The sequence below is a fragment of the Burkholderia sp. Tr-20355 genome (genome assembly GCF_017104685.1).
GTDB classification, from domain to species: domain Bacteria; phylum Pseudomonadota; class Gammaproteobacteria; order Burkholderiales; family Burkholderiaceae; genus Burkholderia; species Burkholderia seminalis.
On sequence record NZ_JAAGPK010000168.1, the window covers coordinates 1 to 15,884 of the forward strand.

Annotated in this window: 18 protein-coding genes; 12 read left to right on the plus strand and 6 right to left on the minus strand. The window is 69.3% G+C overall.

Going from position 1 to position 15,884, the window contains the following annotated elements; translation table 11 throughout:
* Both G3N62_RS28900 and G3N62_RS28905 read left to right on the plus strand, forming a co-directional pair.
* Positions 1–1,293: MFS transporter (locus G3N62_RS28900; protein WP_241013239.1), on the plus strand; the 1,293-nt coding region annotated here is incomplete at its 5' end.
* Between the two features lies 1 nt (position 1,294).
* Positions 1,295–2,416 carry an amidohydrolase family protein gene (locus G3N62_RS28905; RefSeq protein ID WP_124670385.1) on the plus strand — a complete coding sequence of 374 codons (1,122 nt, stop codon included), beginning with the start codon at positions 1,295–1,297 and terminating at the stop codon, positions 2,414–2,416.
* 15 nt (positions 2,417–2,431) lie between these two features.
* On the opposite strand, the gene G3N62_RS28910 is transcribed toward G3N62_RS28905, so the two are convergent.
* From G3N62_RS28910 to G3N62_RS28920, 3 genes are all read right to left on the minus strand, one after another.
* Positions 2,432–2,908, minus strand: coding sequence for an SRPBCC family protein (locus G3N62_RS28910; protein ID WP_034187710.1), 477 nt, complete (start codon positions 2,906–2,908; stop codon positions 2,432–2,434).
* Between the two features lie 127 nt (positions 2,909–3,035).
* Entirely contained in the window at positions 3,036–3,521 is a 486-nt protein-coding gene (locus G3N62_RS28915; protein WP_059559063.1) for an SRPBCC family protein, read from the minus strand.
* Positions 3,493–3,858, minus strand: coding sequence for a metalloregulator ArsR/SmtB family transcription factor (locus G3N62_RS28920; protein ID WP_124670412.1), 366 nt, complete (start codon positions 3,856–3,858; stop codon positions 3,493–3,495). Before G3N62_RS28920 ends, G3N62_RS28915 begins: the two co-directional genes overlap by 29 nt.
* A 205-nt stretch (positions 3,859–4,063) precedes the next feature.
* Between G3N62_RS28920 and G3N62_RS28925 the strand changes: the two genes are divergently transcribed.
* From G3N62_RS28925 to G3N62_RS28935, 3 genes are all read left to right on the plus strand, one after another.
* Positions 4,064–4,594, plus strand: a complete 531-nt coding sequence (locus G3N62_RS28925) for a GNAT family N-acetyltransferase (protein ID WP_034187713.1) — start codon at positions 4,064–4,066, stop codon at positions 4,592–4,594.
* A gap of 11 nt (positions 4,595–4,605) precedes the next feature.
* On the plus strand, positions 4,606–5,391 hold the full coding sequence (locus G3N62_RS28930) for a YhfC family glutamic-type intramembrane protease (protein ID WP_124670384.1): 786 nt from the start codon (positions 4,606–4,608) through the stop codon (positions 5,389–5,391).
* 166 nt (positions 5,392–5,557) lie between these two features.
* Positions 5,558–6,136: a hypothetical protein gene (locus G3N62_RS28935; protein ID WP_124670411.1), complete on the plus strand. Its 579-nt coding sequence runs from the start codon at positions 5,558–5,560 to the stop codon at positions 6,134–6,136.
* A 15-nt stretch (positions 6,137–6,151) separates the two neighbouring features.
* Here the strand turns inward: G3N62_RS28935 and G3N62_RS28940 are convergent, their stop codons facing one another.
* Positions 6,152–6,736: a TetR family transcriptional regulator gene (locus G3N62_RS28940; protein ID WP_034187715.1), complete on the minus strand. Its 585-nt coding sequence runs from the start codon at positions 6,734–6,736 to the stop codon at positions 6,152–6,154.
* 338 nt (positions 6,737–7,074) lie between these two features.
* Between G3N62_RS28940 and G3N62_RS28945 the strand changes: the two genes are divergently transcribed.
* The gene (locus G3N62_RS28945) at positions 7,075–7,779 is read left to right on the plus strand and encodes an SDR family oxidoreductase (protein WP_034187716.1); all 705 of its coding nucleotides are present in this window, start codon (positions 7,075–7,077) and stop codon (positions 7,777–7,779) included.
* 58 nt (positions 7,780–7,837) lie between these two features.
* Here G3N62_RS28945 and fabV read toward each other — a convergent pair whose 3' ends face one another.
* Complete coding sequence (gene fabV, locus G3N62_RS28950; RefSeq protein ID WP_034187717.1) at positions 7,838–9,040, minus strand: enoyl-ACP reductase FabV; 1,203 nt, start codon at positions 9,038–9,040, stop codon at positions 7,838–7,840.
* Between the two features lie 165 nt (positions 9,041–9,205).
* Here fabV and G3N62_RS28955 point away from each other — a divergent pair, with 165 nt between their 5' ends.
* The 6 genes from G3N62_RS28955 (at position 9,206) to G3N62_RS28980 (ending at position 14,772) form a co-directional block, all read left to right on the plus strand.
* Positions 9,206–9,739: a MarR family transcriptional regulator gene (locus G3N62_RS28955; protein ID WP_034187718.1), complete on the plus strand. Its 534-nt coding sequence runs from the start codon at positions 9,206–9,208 to the stop codon at positions 9,737–9,739.
* 88 nt (positions 9,740–9,827) lie between these two features.
* On the plus strand, positions 9,828–11,150 hold the full coding sequence (locus tag G3N62_RS28960) for an SDR family oxidoreductase (RefSeq protein ID WP_124670383.1): 1,323 nt from the start codon (positions 9,828–9,830) through the stop codon (positions 11,148–11,150).
* On the plus strand, positions 11,147–11,617 hold the full coding sequence (locus tag G3N62_RS28965) for a DUF2269 domain-containing protein (RefSeq protein ID WP_034187719.1): 471 nt from the start codon (positions 11,147–11,149) through the stop codon (positions 11,615–11,617). The genes G3N62_RS28960 and G3N62_RS28965 overlap by 4 nt, the downstream gene beginning before the upstream one ends.
* 93 nt (positions 11,618–11,710) lie before the next feature.
* The gene (locus tag G3N62_RS28970) at positions 11,711–12,580 is read left to right on the plus strand and encodes a DUF393 domain-containing protein (RefSeq protein ID WP_124670382.1); all 870 of its coding nucleotides are present in this window, start codon (positions 11,711–11,713) and stop codon (positions 12,578–12,580) included.
* Positions 12,577–14,076, plus strand: a complete 1,500-nt coding sequence (locus G3N62_RS28975) for a TIGR01777 family oxidoreductase (RefSeq protein ID WP_124670381.1) — start codon at positions 12,577–12,579, stop codon at positions 14,074–14,076. Before G3N62_RS28970 ends, G3N62_RS28975 begins: the two co-directional genes overlap by 4 nt.
* A 72-nt stretch (positions 14,077–14,148) precedes the next feature.
* Positions 14,149–14,772: a glutathione S-transferase gene (locus G3N62_RS28980; protein WP_034187722.1), complete on the plus strand. Its 624-nt coding sequence runs from the start codon at positions 14,149–14,151 to the stop codon at positions 14,770–14,772.
* 81 nt (positions 14,773–14,853) lie between these two features.
* Here G3N62_RS28980 and G3N62_RS28985 read toward each other — a convergent pair.
* On the minus strand, positions 14,854–15,884 hold a 1,031-nt coding region (locus G3N62_RS28985; protein ID WP_206141367.1), incomplete at its 5' end, for a serine hydrolase.

A 15,884-nucleotide genomic window follows, 5' to 3' on the forward strand; every position in this document is an offset into this window, starting at 1 on the left:
TCGGCGCTCGCCGCCGACCGCGAGACCGACACGTCGGCCGAGCAGCGCGCCGTGCGCAAGGCCGCATGGCGCTTCATCCCGCTGCTCGCGCTCGCGTACTTCTTCAACTACCTGGATCGCACGAGCGTCGGGTTCGCGGCGCTCACGATGAACCGCGATCTCGGGCTGACCGCGACGCAGTTCGGCTGGGGCGCGGGGATCATGTTCGCGGGCTACTGCGTGTTCGAGGTGCCGAGCAATCTCGCGCTGTACCGCTTCGGCGCGCGTCGCTGGCTCGCCCGCATCATGATCACGTGGGGGCTGATGGCGGCCGCGACCGCGCTCGCGACCGGGCCGACGAGTTTCTACGCGATTCGGCTGCTGCTCGGCATCGGGGAGGCCGGCTTCTTCCCGGGCGTGATCTTCTTTCTCGCCGTGTGGTTTCCGGCGAGCTACCGCACGCGCGTGCTGGCGTGGTTCACCGTGTCGACGCCGCTGTCGTCGCTGATCGGCGGCCCGCTGTCGACGTGGCTGCTGCAGCTCGACGGCGTGCTCGGGCTCGCCGGCTGGAAATGGATGTTCATCGTCGAAGGGCTGCCGGCGTGCGCGCTCGGTTTCCTCGTCCTGAAGCTGCTGTCCGATTCGCCGGCGCATGCCGCGTGGCTGTCGGACGACGAGCGCGCGGCGCTGCAGCGCGCGTTCGAGCGCGAAGGCGCGGCGGCCGGCCGCAAGAAGGGCTTCGGCGTCGCGTTGCGCGACGTGCGCGTGTACGTGCTGGCGCTGATCTCGTTCGGCTTCACGATGGGCTCGTACGGGATCGGCATCTGGCTGCCGCAGATGCTGAAGGCGCACGGCATGTCGACGATGCAGACGGGCTGGCTGTCCGCGGTGCCGTACTGCTTCGCGACGGTCGCGCTGCTGTGGTGGGCGAAGCGGGTGGACCGTCGCGGCGGCCCGGTCGCGAACCTGGCCGTGGGGCTGTGCATCGGCGCGGTGGCGCTGGGCGTGTCGACGCATTTCCTGACGCTCGGGCCGGCGCTCGTCGGCATCACGTTCGCGTTGATCGGCACGATTGCCGGCCGCACGATCTTCTACACGCTGCCGTCGCGCTTCCTGTCCGGCCAGGCGGCGGCCGGCGGGCTGGCGCTGATCAACTCGATCGGCGCGCTCGGCGGCTTCGCGGGCCCCTATCTCGTCGGCTACCTGAAGGACAGCTTCGGCACGTTCACGGCCGGCATGCTCGGCCTCGCGATCGTGCTGGCGATCACGACGCTGCTCACGCTGTCGCTGTACGCGTTCGACCGGAGCGAATGACATGGATACGATTTCGATCAAGCGACGCCGGTTGCTCGGCGCGGCCGCGGCCTCGTTCGCGCTGCCCGCATGCGCCGACACGCCGGCCCACGATGGAGCTTCCCGCATGACGACGCAAGGCAACTATCTCGCGGTCCGCCCCGACTGGCTCGCGTCGGCGCTCGAACCCGCGCTCGAGCCCGACCTGCCGATCGTCGACGCGCATCATCACTTCTACGAACGGCCGGGCTGGATTTACATGCTCGACGACTATCTGCAGGACGCGCGCTCGGGCCACCACATCCAGGCGTCCGTCTACATGCAGGCGCAGACGCGCTATCGCGATTCGGGGCCGGCCGAACTGAAGCCGGTGGGCGAGACGGCCTACGTGGCCGGCGTGACCGAGCCGCTGCAGCACGGCCCGGTGGCCGTCGCCAAAGGTATCGTCGGCCATGCGGACCTGCGGCTCGGCGCACGCGTGCGCGACGTCCTGGAAGCGCATCTCGAAGCCGCACGCGGCCGGTTCCGCGGCGTTCGGCACCTGACCACGTGGGATCCCGATCCGACGCTCGCGAATCCGCTGTCGGCGGTGCCGCGCGGGCTGCTGCTCGATCCCGCGTACCGGGCCGGCGTCGCACAGCTCGCGCCGCTCGGGCTGTCGTACGACGCGTGGCTGTTCTTTCCGCAACTCCCCGAACTGTTCGACCTCGCGAAGGCAAACCCCGACACGCGGATCGTCGTCAATCACTGCGGTGGCGTCGTGCGGATCGCCAGCTATGCGGACAAGCGGCCGGAGGTGTTCGAGCGCTGGTCGGCGTCGATGCGTGCGCTCGCGCAACTGCCGAACGTGTACGTGAAGGTCGGCGGCCTCGGGATGCGCATCAACGGGTTCGATTTCGAGAAGGGCGCGACGCCGCCGTCTTCCGTGCAGCTCGCCGACGCGTGGAAGCCCTGGATGATGACCTGCATCGACGCATTCGGCCCCGGCCGCTGCATGTTCGAGAGCAATTTCCCGGTCGACAAGGGCTCGTATTCGTTCGTCAACGGCTGGAACGCGTTCAAGCGGCTGACCGCGCAGGCCAGCCGGGACGAGCGCGACGCGCTGTTCCGCGGCACGGTCACGCGCGCCTACCGGCTCGGCTGACGCGCGTGCGCGGCGTCACCCGGCTTCCACCAGCGCGGCCAGCCGCGCCAATGCCATTCGCCAGCCCGTTTCGTTGTCGGCGGCCGGCACGCCGGGCGGCACCCCGTCGTGCACGGCATCCACGCGCGTGCCGCCGGCTTCGTCGGACAGCGTGATGGTGATCGTCATCGCGCCGCGCAGCATCGGATCGTCGGTTTCGAACACGTCGATCTCGACGATCCGCTCGTCCGGCACGAGCGTGACGAAGCGGCCGTGATAGGTATCGGTGCGCGCGGTGGTCTTGCCGGTGTCGGCCGACGGCGCGTCGTAGCTCAGCGACACCCGCAGCGCGCCGCCTTCGCGCGCATCGTACGCGTGCACGCGGCACGTCATGCCGTCGGGCACCTTCCACTGCTCGACCGCGTGTGGATCGAGCAGCGCGCGGTAGACGCGCCCGCGTGGTGCGTTCAGGTGCCGGCTGACCCGGGTGGAATGCGTGTGCGTGTGCAACATGTGGCCTCCCGCGGAACGCGCGCGACGGTGCACGCCGGCAGCCGGCGTGTCGTCATGCTTCCTTCAGGAATCCTAGACGCGGGCGCGGCGGCATGCAATGGCTGCCCGCGCGGGCGCGTTCAGCCGTTCAACGCAGGGCGGCGGCGAAGGCATCGAGCTGCGTGATGCAGGTGTTCCAGCCCTCGAAAAAGCCGAGCGCTTCATGGCGCTCGCGCGTCGCGGCATCGGGATGCATCACGCGCGCCTCGTAGCGGCTGCCCGCGTCGTCGTCGGCCATCGTGACGATTGCCGTGAAGCCCATCCACGGCGTCTGCGGCCGCCAGCCGCCCGCGAGCATCGACGTGAACGCGATGCGCGATTCCGGCACGATCTCGAGAAAGCAGCCGGGATTGTCGCTCGTGCCGCCGTCGGGGCCGCGCATGAACGTGTGGAAGGCGCCGCCCGGGCGCAGGTCGAATGCGCGCACGTCGGTGGTCCACGGCTTCGGGCACCACCACTCCTTCAGCAATTCGGGGTCGGTCCACGCGCGCCACAGCGCACGGCGCGGCGCGTGCAGCGTGCGCGTGATGACGAGATCGTGGGCTTCAGCGGGGTCGACGGGGCTGGCTGACATCGTGCTCCTCCTGATGATGGCGTTCGACGAATTCGACGAGGCGGTCGGATCGCGCCTCCCACAGCGCGCGCTGGGCGGCGAGCCATGTCTCGGCCTCGGTCACCCGGCTGACCACCAGCGCGCAGGTGCGCGAGCGGCCGGTTTTCCGGGTCTGCACGAGGCCGCTGCGCTCGAGCACCGCGACATGCTTCATGAACGACGGCAGCGCCATGTCGAACGGCGCGGCCAGCGCGGAAACGGTTCGCTCGCCCTGGCCGAGCGCGCTGACGATCGCGCAGCGCGTCGGATCGGCGAGGGCGTGGAACACGTCGCTGATACCGGGTTGAAAGTTATCCATTTGGCTAAGTGTAGGCGACGTGACGGGTGATGCAGCGGAAATTTTCATCGCGTACGATGATGGGGCGGTAACGCGCGCCGACCGGGCGCGGCGTTGCCGGACGCCTGCCGCCGTTGCCTGAGCCTCGACGACCGGCCGGCGTGCGTTTGGGATCCCGGCCCATGCCGAAACCGCGCGTGCGGCCTGCCTGACTACCGGAGAGGGCATGACCGAATCTGTTACCGTCCGTCGGATCGACGCACGCGACGCGATGCGTTGCGTCGACGCGCTGGCCGACCTGTTGATCGATTGCGTCGAAGGCGGCGCATCCGTCAGCTTCATGTTGCCGATCGCGCGGCCGACCGCCGTCGCGTTCTGGACGCGCGTGGCCGAGGGCGTCGCGAACGACGAGCGCATCCTGCTCGTCGCCGAGGATGCGGCGGGCCGGATCGTCGGCACGGTGCAGGTCGTGACCGCGCAGCCCGAGAACCAGCCGCATCGCGCGGATATCGCGAAGATGCTCGTCGCGCGGCACGCGCGCCGGCAGGGCATCGCCGCGCGGCTGATGGCGGCGGCCGACGCGGCCGCGCGCGACGCCGGCAAGACCGTGCTCGTGCTCGACACCGTGACGGGCGGCGACGCCGAGCGGCTGTACGAGCGGGCCGGCTGGCAGCGCGTCGGCGTCGTGCCGAACTACGCGCTGATGCCCGACGGCGCGCTCTGCGCGACGACCTATTTCCACAAGCAGCTCGCGTAACGACAGCCGTCATGCATCCCGTCGCCCCGGCGCTGCTGTGCGCCACGCTGGCGGCCGGTGTCGCGGCACTGATCGCGCCGGTGTGGCTCGCGGTCCGCTGGCGGCGCCGCACGCAGGTGCCGCTGCGCGTGTTTTGCTACGGCATGCTGACCTTTTTCGTGTTCCAGCCGCTGCTGCGCCTGTCGTGGCAGGCGCCGCTGTTCCACTGGCTCGGAACCAGTCCGCGCTGGCATCTGCCGATGCTCGTGTTCGCCGCGTTGACGGCCGGGCTCTTCGAGGAATGCGGGCGCTGGGTCGCGTTCCGGTATCTGTTGCCGAAGCGGCACGATGCGCGGACGGCCGTGATGCTCGGGCTCGGGCACGGCGGGCTGGAAGCGATGCTGCTGGTCGGCGTGGGGTTCGTCGCGCTCGGCACCGGCTACCTGCTCGCGCACGCGGGTGTCGCCGTGCCGGCCGGCATGCGCTCGCTGATCGGGTCGGGGTTCGCGGGGATGACGCTCGTGTCGCCGCTGCTCGCGCTGTTCGAGCGCGTGAGCGCGATGGCCGCGCATGTCGGGCTGTCGCTGATCGTGCTGCAGGCGTTCGTGCGCGGCGCGAAACGCTGGCTCGCGTATGCGATCGCGTTCCATTTCATGTTCGACCTTGTCGCGGTGCTGCTGACGCGGTACTGGCACGTCGAGACCGTGCTGGTCGAGGTGCTCCTGTTCGTGTGCAGCGCGGGATTGTTGTGGCTGGGCGTGCGCGTGAGCCGCCGCGGAGCGGGCGCGGGCTCGGTGCGCGGCGAGCATGCCGCGTGACGCGTGGGGTCGGCCGCGGGCGTACGCGGCGCCTTCCTGGTCGCAGCGCGAACTGTCCGGCGGCCGGTTTTCCCGCAGCATGAAAAGCCGGGCCGGAAGCGCCGCCGGTTCGATATATTCACGCCAGAAGACTTCAACGAAAAGCCAGGGAACCGCCGCCCAGATGATGAAACGCTCACACGTCGCCTTCGCCCTTGCGGGCTTGCTCGTCGCGCTGCCGATTGCCGCTTATGCGCTCGTCAAGCCGCTGCGAATACTCGCGCCCGCGTTGATCCCCGGCGTGTCGTGCCCGAGCGCCGACGTCTGCACGGACGATGCCGCGAAGCTCGGCGACGCGCAGCGGCTGTATCGCGACGGCTATGCGCGCGCGGCGGCGGCCGTCGGCCCGTTTCACGATGCGCCGCGCGTCGTGTTCTGTTCGACGCGCGCGTGTGCCGACGCGTTCGGCCTGGGCGCGCGCGCGGCGCTGACACTCGGCAATTTCGGGGTGGCCGTCGCGCCGCGCGGCTGGACCCCCTATTTCATCGCGCACGAGCTGATCCATCATCGTCAGGCCGAAGTGCTCGGCAACCTGGCCGTCGCGACCAAGCCGCGCTGGCTGATCGAGGGGATGGCGTATTCGCTCAGCGACGATCCGCGCCATCCGCTCGCGCAGCCGTTCGAAGCGTGGCGCACGCGTTTCGATGCGTGGCATGCGGCGCTTGGCGGGCAACCGCTGTGGGATGCCGCGCGGGCGGTCGAGTAGCGCGGGAGGGCGGCGTTACGCAGGCGTGCCCGGATCGCCGCGTCCGGCGCCCAGCGTCTTGCGTCCCGCGTCGAGGATCTCGTCGGCCAGCGCGCGATCGGTGCCCGCGACCGCGCGCGACAGCACGAGCGCGCCGACCATCTGGCTGAAGACCGCCAACGTGTCGCGACGTGTCTGCTCCGGCGTCGCGCCTTCGGCCGCCACCATCGGCGCCAGCCGGTCGAGATACGCGGCGAGGCCGTGCGCGTAGCACGCGCGCGCCGCGTCGGTCAGCCGCGCCGCGTCGCCGGCGAAGCCGGACAGCGGGCACCCGGCCTCGACGTTGTCGCGATGCGCGGCCGACAGGTACGCCGCCACCTGCGCGTCGAGACTGCCGGCGTTCGGCGAATCGGCGCGGTCGTGCATCGCCTTTTCCATCACTTCGGCGACGAGCGCGTCTTTCGACTTGAAGTGGTTGTAGAAGCCGCCCTGCGTGAAGCCGGCTTCCTTCATCAGCTCCGTCAGCCCGACGGCATCGACGCCGCGCGCGCGGAACAGCCGCTCGGCGGCCGCGACGATCGCGCTCCGGTTCTCGGCGGCCTGCTGTCTTGATACGCCCATCGATCTCTCCCTGATTTTGCCGATCGCGTCGATTGGAAAACACAATGGCGATCACCATTGACATGAGGGCGTGGCGCGAACAGAATGCACCGCAAAGACAATGGTGATCGACATTGACATCGAGTGTAGTCGACTTGGCCGGCGATGCAAAGCCACGGCCGGACACGGATGGCAGTCGGTCGGCGTCTTTGGCGCCGCGGCTATCGGGCGGCGGACGGCTCGCCGCCCGCCGTCGGCGGCGCACCGGTTCGGCAAGCAATGGCAACCTCGTTTTCCACCGGATCTCATGCGCGCGGCGAGCCGGCGCGCAGGCGATTCATCATGCGAAAGGAACGATCATGAAGATCGAAGGTGCAGTCGTTTTCGTGACGGGCGCGAACCGCGGGCTCGGGCTCGAGTTCGCGAAGCAGGCGCTCGCCAGAGGCGCGCGCAAGGTCTATGCGGCGGCGCGCGATCCGGCCACCGTGACGCTGCCGGGCGTCGTGCCCGTGAAGCTCGACGTGACCGATCCGGCGGCCGTCGCCGCGGCGGCCGATGCGGCCCGCGACGTCACGCTGCTGATCAACAACGCCGGCATCGCGCGGCTCGGCAGCCTGACGGACGACGGCGCGCCCGACGCGCTGCGCGAGCACTTCGAAACCAACGTGTTCGGGATGCTGGCGATGTCGCGGGCGTTCGCCGGCACGCTCGCCAGCCACGGCGGCGGCGCGATCCTGAACATCCTGTCGGTCGCGAGCTGGGTGAACCGGCCGATCCTGTCGGGCTACGGCGTGTCGAAATCGGCCGCGTGGGCGCTGACCAACGGGCTGCGCCATTCGCTGCGCGAACAGCATACGCAGGTCGTCGGGCTGCATGCGGGGTTCATCGATACCGACCTGACGGCCGGCCTCGACGTGCCGAAGGCCACGCCGGCCGACGTCGTGCGCCAGGCCTACGAGGCAATCGAAGCAGGAGAAGAGGAGGTGTCGACCGACGAATTCACGCGGCAGGTGAAGGCCACGCTGTCGTCGGGCGTCTATCTGGAAGAGCCGGCGCCGCGTTGACGCGGCCGGCAACGCGGCCCCGCCGCCCGCTCGATGAGCGCGGCGGCGGGGCGTTTCGTCAGACCGTCGTGTCGATGATGCCCGGGATCTTCACGTCCGGGTTCACGTCCGCGTCGTAGTCGACACCGGCGATCTCGAAGCCGAACAGCCGCAGGAAGTCGGTCTTGTAGCCGGCGAAGTCGGTCATCTCGTACAGGTTCTCGTTGGTCACCTTGTCCCACATCGCGACGACCTTCTCCTGCACCTGCGGATCGAGCTCCTTGTAGTCCGCGCGCAGGCGGCCTTCCGCGTCGATGTGCGGCGTCGCGCCGTACAGGCTGTCCTTCAGGAGCCCGTACACCTGCTCGATGCAGCCTTCGTGCGTGCCGGCTTCCTTCATCACCTTGAACAGCAGCGACAGGTACAGCGGCATCATCGGGATCGCCGAGCTGGCCTGCGTGACGACGGCCTTCAGCACCGACACGCGGGCATCGCCGCCGTGCGCGGCCAGCTTGTCGCGGATCGACAGCACCTTCTTGTCGAGATCCTTCTTCGCTTCGCCGATCGAGCCGTTCCAGTAGATGTCGTGCGTGATCTGCTCGCCGAGATACGTGAACGCGGTGGTCTTCGCGCCGTCGGCCAGCACGCCGGCGTCGGCCAGCGCGTCGATCCACATCTGCCAGTCCTCGCCGCCCATCACCGCGACGGTGCCGTCGATCTCTTCCTGCGTCGCCGGTTCGAGCGCGACGTCGCGGATCACTTCCTTGTCGGTGTCGAGGCCGCGGAACGTGACGGCCTTGCCGACCGGCTTGAGCGTCGAGCTGATCGTCTCGCCCGTCTTCGGATGCGTGCGGCGCGGTGCCGCGAGGCTGTAGACGACCAGATCGACCTTGCCGAGATCCTGCTTGATGGTGTCGATCGTGACCTGCTTGACCTTGTCGGAGAATGCGTCGCCGTTGATGCTGCGCGCATAGAGCCCCTTTTCGGCGGCGAATTTCTCGAACGCGGCGCTGTTGTACCAGCCGGCCGTGCCGGGCTTCGTTTCGCTGCCGGCGCGCTCGAAGAACACGCCGAGCGTGTCCGCGCCCGAGCCGAATGCGGCCGAGATCCGGGCCGCGAGGCCATAGCCGGTCGACGCGCCGATCACGAGCACCTTTTTCGGGCCATTGGCGATCGGGCCGTGCGAAGTCACGTAGTCGATCTGTTCCTTGACGTTGGCCTCGCAGCCGACGGGATGAGTCGTCACGCAGATGAAGCCACGCACGCGCGGTTTGATGATCATGGAAAAACCTCTGTCTATCAGAAAGGCGGGGACGGCCTGAAATCGGAAAATCCCGCGCATTGTAAAGGAAGCGGCCGATCGCGGGCGGGCGCGGCCGGACGGTGTCGGATCGCCCCGGTTATTTCTCTCTTGACAGAAATAACTGAAATGAATAAATTTCCCGACATGGAACTCACACCGATTGCCGAACGATTCATTCTCCACTGGGGCGAAATGGGCTCGCGGTGGGGCGTCAACCGTACCGTCTCGCAGATTCACGCGCTGCTCTACCTGGCCGGCCGGCCGGTCGCGGCCGACGAGATCGCCGACACGCTCAACGTCGCGCGCTCCAACGTCAGCACGAGCCTGAAGGAGCTGCAGGCGTGGCGGCTCGCGAAGGTCGTGCACGTGCTCGGCGACCGCCGCGACCACTTCGAGACGTCGACCGACATCTGGGAGTTGTTCAAGCTGATCGTCGAAGGGCGGCGGCAGCGCGAGATCGAACCGACGCTCACGGTGCTGCGCGATTGCCTGACGAGTCCGGAGATCGCGAACGAAAGCCGCGAGACCGAACAGCGTATCCGCGACACGCTGCAGTTCGTCGAGACGCTCACGACCTGGTCGGACGAGATGCTGCGGCTCAAGCCCGATACGCTGATGAAGGCGCTCGGCATCGGCGCGAAGATCAGCCAGACGGTCAGGCGCAAGCCGTCGAAGTAAGCGGTAGCGGAAGTGCGGGCGGGCAGCCCGCTTTTTTTGGGGTTGATGTTTCTGTCTTTACAGAAATAACTGTAAATAGAGGATGAAGATGAACGCAATCCTGCCGTCGGCCCGACAGCACGATCGCACCGGCGCGCGCAGTATCACCGTGCTCGTCTGCGGCGCGAGCGGCTTCATCGGGCGGGCGCTGTGCGCGCAGCTCGAAGCCGGCGGCCATCACGTGCTGCGCGGCGTGCGTCACGCGGCCGGCCCGCGCGACATCGCGATCGACTTCGCGCGGGACGTCGATCCGCAGGCGTGGCTGCCGCGGCTGACGGGCGTCGACGTGGTGGTTAACGCCGTCGGCATCCTGGCCGACCGACGCGGCGCGACGCTCGACGCCGTGCACCGCGCCGCGCCGTGCGCGCTCTTCACCGCATGCTGCCGCGCCGGCGTGCGGTGCGTGATCCAGATCTCGGCGCTCGGCGTCGAGCGCGGCGAGACGCGGTACTTCGCGAGCAAGCACGCGGCCGACCGGTTCCTGCGGACGCTGCCGATCGATTCCCGCATCGTGCGCCCCGCGCTTGTCTACGGCGCGGCCGGCGCGTCGGCGCGGTTGTTCCGGATGCTCGCGAGCCTGCCCGTGCATGTGCTGCCGGCGGGCGGCCGTCAGCGGCTGCGCCCCGTGCACGTCGACGATCTCGCGGAAGTCGTCGCGCGGCTGGTCGTGCAACCGGACGATGCGGCGGAGGCCGGCAACCGGCTGATCGACGTGGTCGGCGGCGACGAAGTCGAATACCGCGAGATGCTGGCCTGCTACCGGGCCGCGCTGGGGTTTCCGCCGGCTGCGCGCGTGACGCTGCCGGGCCCGCTGGCCGGCGCGGCGGCCGTCCTGTCCGGCATGCTGCCGGGCGCGATGTTCACGCGCGACACGTGGACGATGCTGCGCGCCGGGAACACCGGCGATCCGTCGGCCACCGCGGCCGTGCTCGGCCGGCCGCCGCGCGGCATCGGCCGCTTCATCGGTACGGAAAGCGCTGCCGCGCTGCGCCGCGAGGCACTCGCGATGTGGCGGCGCCCGTTGCTGCGCGGCGCGCTCGCGATCGTGTGGATCTGGACGGCCATCGCGAGCGCGTTCATCCATCCGCAGCACGCGAGCCTCGCGCTGCTCGCGCCTGCGCACCTGACGGGGCTGCCGGCGTTGCTTGCGCTCTATGGGGCCAGCGCGCTGGACTTCGCGTTCGGCATCGCGACCGTCGCCGCGCCTTCGCGGCGCCTGTGGGCTGCGCAAGCGGCGCTGATCGTCGCGTATTCGGCCGTGATCGCGGTCACGATGCCGGGCCTGCTGGCCGAACCGTTCGGTCCGGTGCTCAAGAACGTGCCGATTCTCGCCATCCTGTTGATCCTCTTTTCAGAAGAAGAACGCGCATGAATACCTATCTCGTCATCAAGGCGCTTCACATCCTGTCCTCGGTGCTGCTGGTCGGCACGGGGTTCGGCACCGCGTTCTACCTGTTCTTCGCGAACCGCACGCGGTCGGTGCCCGCGATCGCGGCCGTGTCGCGGCTCGTGGTGCGCGCGGACGGGTGGTTCACGACGCCGGCCGTGATCTTCCAGCCGGCGTCCGGCTTGTGGCTCGCGCACACGGCCGGCTGGCCGTGGCATACGCCGTGGCTGCTCGCGTCGATCGTGCTGTACGCGGTCGCCGGTGCGTGCTGGCTGCCGGTCGTGTGGCTGCAGCTCGAACTGGCATCGATGGCGAGGCTCGCGCACGCGAACGGCGATGCCGCGCTGCCCGAGCGCTACTGGCGCTACGCGAAACGCTGGGAACTGCTCGGTTATCCGGCGTTTTTCGCGATGCTGACCGTCTACTTCCTGATGGTGGTCAAGCCGATGTAAGCGTGTCGCCGCCGTGCGGGCGCGGCGGTTCGAGGCATCGGCATGCAGTCGATCGATTCATGATGCTTTCGATAAAAAGAAGGAGTGCAAATCATGAGCGCAAGTGAACTGGAAGTTTACTTCGACGGGCGATGTCCGTTATGCGTCGCGGAAATTCGGCGTCTCGCGGCGCGCGACGCGCGACACCGGCTGATGTTCGTCGATATCGCCGAACCGGGCTTCGACCCGGCGCCGCTGGGCGTCGACCTGCCCGCGCTGAATCGCGAACTGCATGCGCGCCTGCCTGACGGACGCATGCTGACCGGCGTCGACAGCGTCGCGGCCGCCCACGCGCTGGCCGGGCGCCGCTGGCTCGCCTGGCTGCTGCGCGTGCCGGCCCTGCGCGGCGTGCTCGCACCGCTGTATCGCCGCTTCGCACGCAACCGGCAGGCCGTTTCGCGCTGGCTCGGGTATCACGCCGAAGCGCGCTGCGACGACGCGGCGTGCGGGATCGGCGAGGCCGCCGGACGCAGGGCATCAGCGCGCCCCGCACGCGACACCCAGCGCCGCATCGTCGTGAACTGGATGGGGGCGGTCGCGATCGTGCACCTGCTGGTCGGCGCGGTCGTGCCGTGGATGGCCGGCGCGCCGTGGCTCGATGCCTATCACCGCGGCATCGAACTGCATTTCTGGGCAGGAACGGCGCCCGACGCCGCACGTGCCCAGCAGGTCTGGTGGATGTCGCTGGCCGGCGCGACGGTACAGTGCGCGTCGGTCTGGATGCTCGCGCTCGTCCACCTCGGCAGCCGGTTGCGCAAACGGGAAGTGTGGGGCTGGCTGCTGGCCGGCCTGTCGATCTGGGCGCCGCAGGACATGCTGTTGTCGTGGCAGGCGCATGTGCGGGGCCACGTAGCGATCGACCTCGTCGCGCTCGTCGCGATGGTGCCGCCGCTCGTCTGGCTGTGGAGCAGGGATACCGTATGAACACCTTGCCTGCTTTCGACTGGGCGCTCAACCTGCTGATCGTGCAGGGCGCGATGGGCGCCTTCGATACGCTTTATCACCACGAACTCACGCAGGACCTGCCGCACAGCCCGCGCGCGCGGCTCGAGCTGACGATTCATGCGGTGCGTTCCGTGTTGTACGGCCTCGTGTTCGCATCGATCGCGAACGTTGCGTTTCACAGGGCGTGGGTGGCAGCGCTCGCGGCGGTCGTACTCGTCGAAGTGGCGCTGACGTTGTGGGACTTCGTCGTCGAGGACCAAAGCCGCAAGCTGCCGGCCACCGAGCGCGTGCTGCACACGCTGCTGGCCGTCAACGGCGGCGCGCTGTTCGGGATGATCGCGATGCAACTGGCCGTGTGGGCGCACGAGCCGACCGCACTGCAGCCGCTCGATCCCGGCTGGCGCGGCTGGCTGCTCAGCCTGTTTGCCGTCGGCGTGACCATATCGGGTGTGCGCGACGGGATCGCCGCGTGCCGGATCGCACGCCGTGTGCCGGCCGCCAATCCGTTCGCGGGTCAGCCGCCCGGCCACGTGCTCGTGACCGGCGGGACCGGCTTCATCGGCGAAACGCTCGTGAACCGGTTGCTCGATGCCGGGCATACCGTCACACTGCTGGCGCGCGATCCGCTGCGCGCGGCCTACCTGTTTGACGGCCGCGTGCGCAGCGTGACGTCCGTCGAACAACTGCGGCCGCACGAGCGTGTCGACACGGTCGTCAATCTCGCGGGCGCGCCGGTGCTGGGCGCACGCTGGAGCAAGCGCCGGCAGGCGCGGCTGCTTGCGAGCCGCGTCGGCGTCACGCAGGCGCTGACGCGCTGGGTCGAGACCGCCGAGATCAAGCCGCGCACGTGGATCCAGGCATCCGCGATCGGCTACTACGGCGTGCGTCCGGCCGACGAACGGCTCGACGAGGCCAGCAGCGCCGGCACCGGCTTCATGTCCGAACTGTGCCGGCAGTGGGAGCGGGCCGCGCAGCCGCTCGAACGCCACGGCGTGCGCACGGTGGTGCTGCGGCTGGGCATCGTGTTCGGCCCCGGCGGCGCGTTGCGCCCGATGCTGCTGCCGCATTACTTCGGGATGGGCGGGCGATTCGGCGACGGCGCGCAGGTGATGAGCTGGATTCACCGGGACGACGTGCTGCGGATCGTCGCGCGCGCGATGTCGAGCGCGGGCATGCGCGGCGTCTACAACGCGGTCGCGCCGGTGCCGCTGACCCAGCGCGCGTTCGTGCAGGTCGTGTCGAAGGTGCTGCGCCGCCCCGCGTGGCTGCACGTGCCGGCCGCGCCGCTGCGCGTCGCGATGGGCGAGATGGCCGAGCTGCTGCTGGACGGGCAGCGCGTGATGCCGGCGCGGCTGCATCGGGAAGGATTCATGTTCCGCTTCCCGACGGCCGAGCATGCGCTGCGCGACCTGACGAACCGGCCGCACACCGATTTCGCGGGGCCGGCCTGCCGTTTGCCCCGCCGTCGTGTATAAATTCGGCGTGAACGTGCGCGGGGCGTGTCCTGCGTCCCGCGCGCTCCGCATCCGACCTCACAAGGAGACTGCATGCTGCACGTCCTCGGCAAGATCCCGTCCATCAACGTCCGCAAGGTGCTGTGGCTGTGCACCGAACTGAACCTGCCGTTCGAACAGGAAGACTGGGGGGCGGGCTTCCGCACGACCCACGATCCGGCCTATCTCGCGCTGAATCCGAATGCGCTCGTGCCGGTCATCAAGGATGACGACTTCGTGCTGTGGGAATCGAACACGATCATCCGCTACCTCGCGAACCGCCATGGCGGCGACGCGCTCTATCCGGCCGAGCCTCAGGCGCGCGCACGGGTCGACCAGTGGATCGACTGGCAGGGCTCGGACCTGAACCGCTCGTGGGTCGGCGCATTCCTCGGCCTCGTGCGCAAGTCGCCCGATCACCAGGATCCGGACGGCATCGCGCAGTCGATCGCCGGCTGGACGAAGCACATGCAGGTGCTGAATGCGCAACTCGACAAGACGGGCGCGTACGTGGCCGGCGATACGTTCACGCTCGCGGACATTCCGATCGGCCTGTCGGCGAACCGCTGGTTCGGCACGCCGTTCGCCCATCCGGAATTGCCGGCGGTGTCGCGCTATATCGAACGTCTTGCGACGCGCGAAGGCTTCAAGCAGTACGCGGGCAGCGCGAATCCGTAAAGCCGGGCAGGCCGCGCGTGAAGCGGCGGCGTTGCAAGCGCTGCCGCTTCACGCGCGCGTCATCGATTCGCGCGCCCGCCGTCACGCGCCGGGCGCCGGCACCGCATCGAGCACGCGCGCGAGAAACGCCTCGTGATTCCACGCGGCCTCCGGCCGCGACAGCCCGAGCCGCACGACCACCAGCTGACGGCTCGGCACCACGCTCACGAACTGCCCTTCATGGCCGACCGCATGAAACGCGTCGGCCGGCATCGCGGGCGCGTTCGGATCGCGATCGTTGAACGGCTCCGGCACCTTGACCCACAGTTGCGCGCCGAACGTCTGCCGTGCCGACTGCGGCGTCGCGCGCGTCAGGTAACGCACCCAGCCCCGCGGCAGCAACTGCTGCCCGTTCCACCTGCCGTCCTGCAGCAGCAGTTGCCCGAAGCGCGCCCAGTCGCGCGCGTTCGCATACAGGTACGACGGCGCGACGAGCGTGCCGGATGCATCGGGCTCGAACACCGCGCTGCGCATCCCGAGCGGCGCGAACAACGCGCGGCGCGGATACAAGAGATAGTCGCCGTCGCTGCCGCCGAGCGCTTCGCGCATCACACGCGCGACGATCGCGCTCGTGCCGCTCGAGTAGTACCACTGCGTGCCGGGTGTCGCGGCGAGCGGTTTCGCCGACGCGAACCGCGCCATGTCGGGCTGCGTGAACAGCATCACGGCGACGTCGGAGAGCGGGTCGTCATAGTCCTCGTTGAACTGCAGGCCGCTCGTCATCCGCAGCAGCTCGTCGAGCGTGATGGCCGCGCGCGCGTCGCCGCTGCCGCGCCATTCGGGCAGCAGCGCCGACGCATCGGGCGACAGCTTGTGCTGCGCGACGAGCGTGCCGATCAGCGCGGCCGTCACGGTCTTCGTCATCGACCAGCCGGGCAGCGGCGTATCGGCCGTGAAGCCGGGCGCGTAGCGTTCGGCGATCACCTGGCCGTGCCACATCACGACGACCGCGCGGGTGCGCCGCGGCCGCGCCGGATCGGGTTCGTCGAACGCGCGGTCGAGCGCGGTCCGCAGCTTGTGCGCGTCGATGCCGGCGGGCGGCGTGGCGGGGGCGGGCGGGGTGGCCGGCGGGT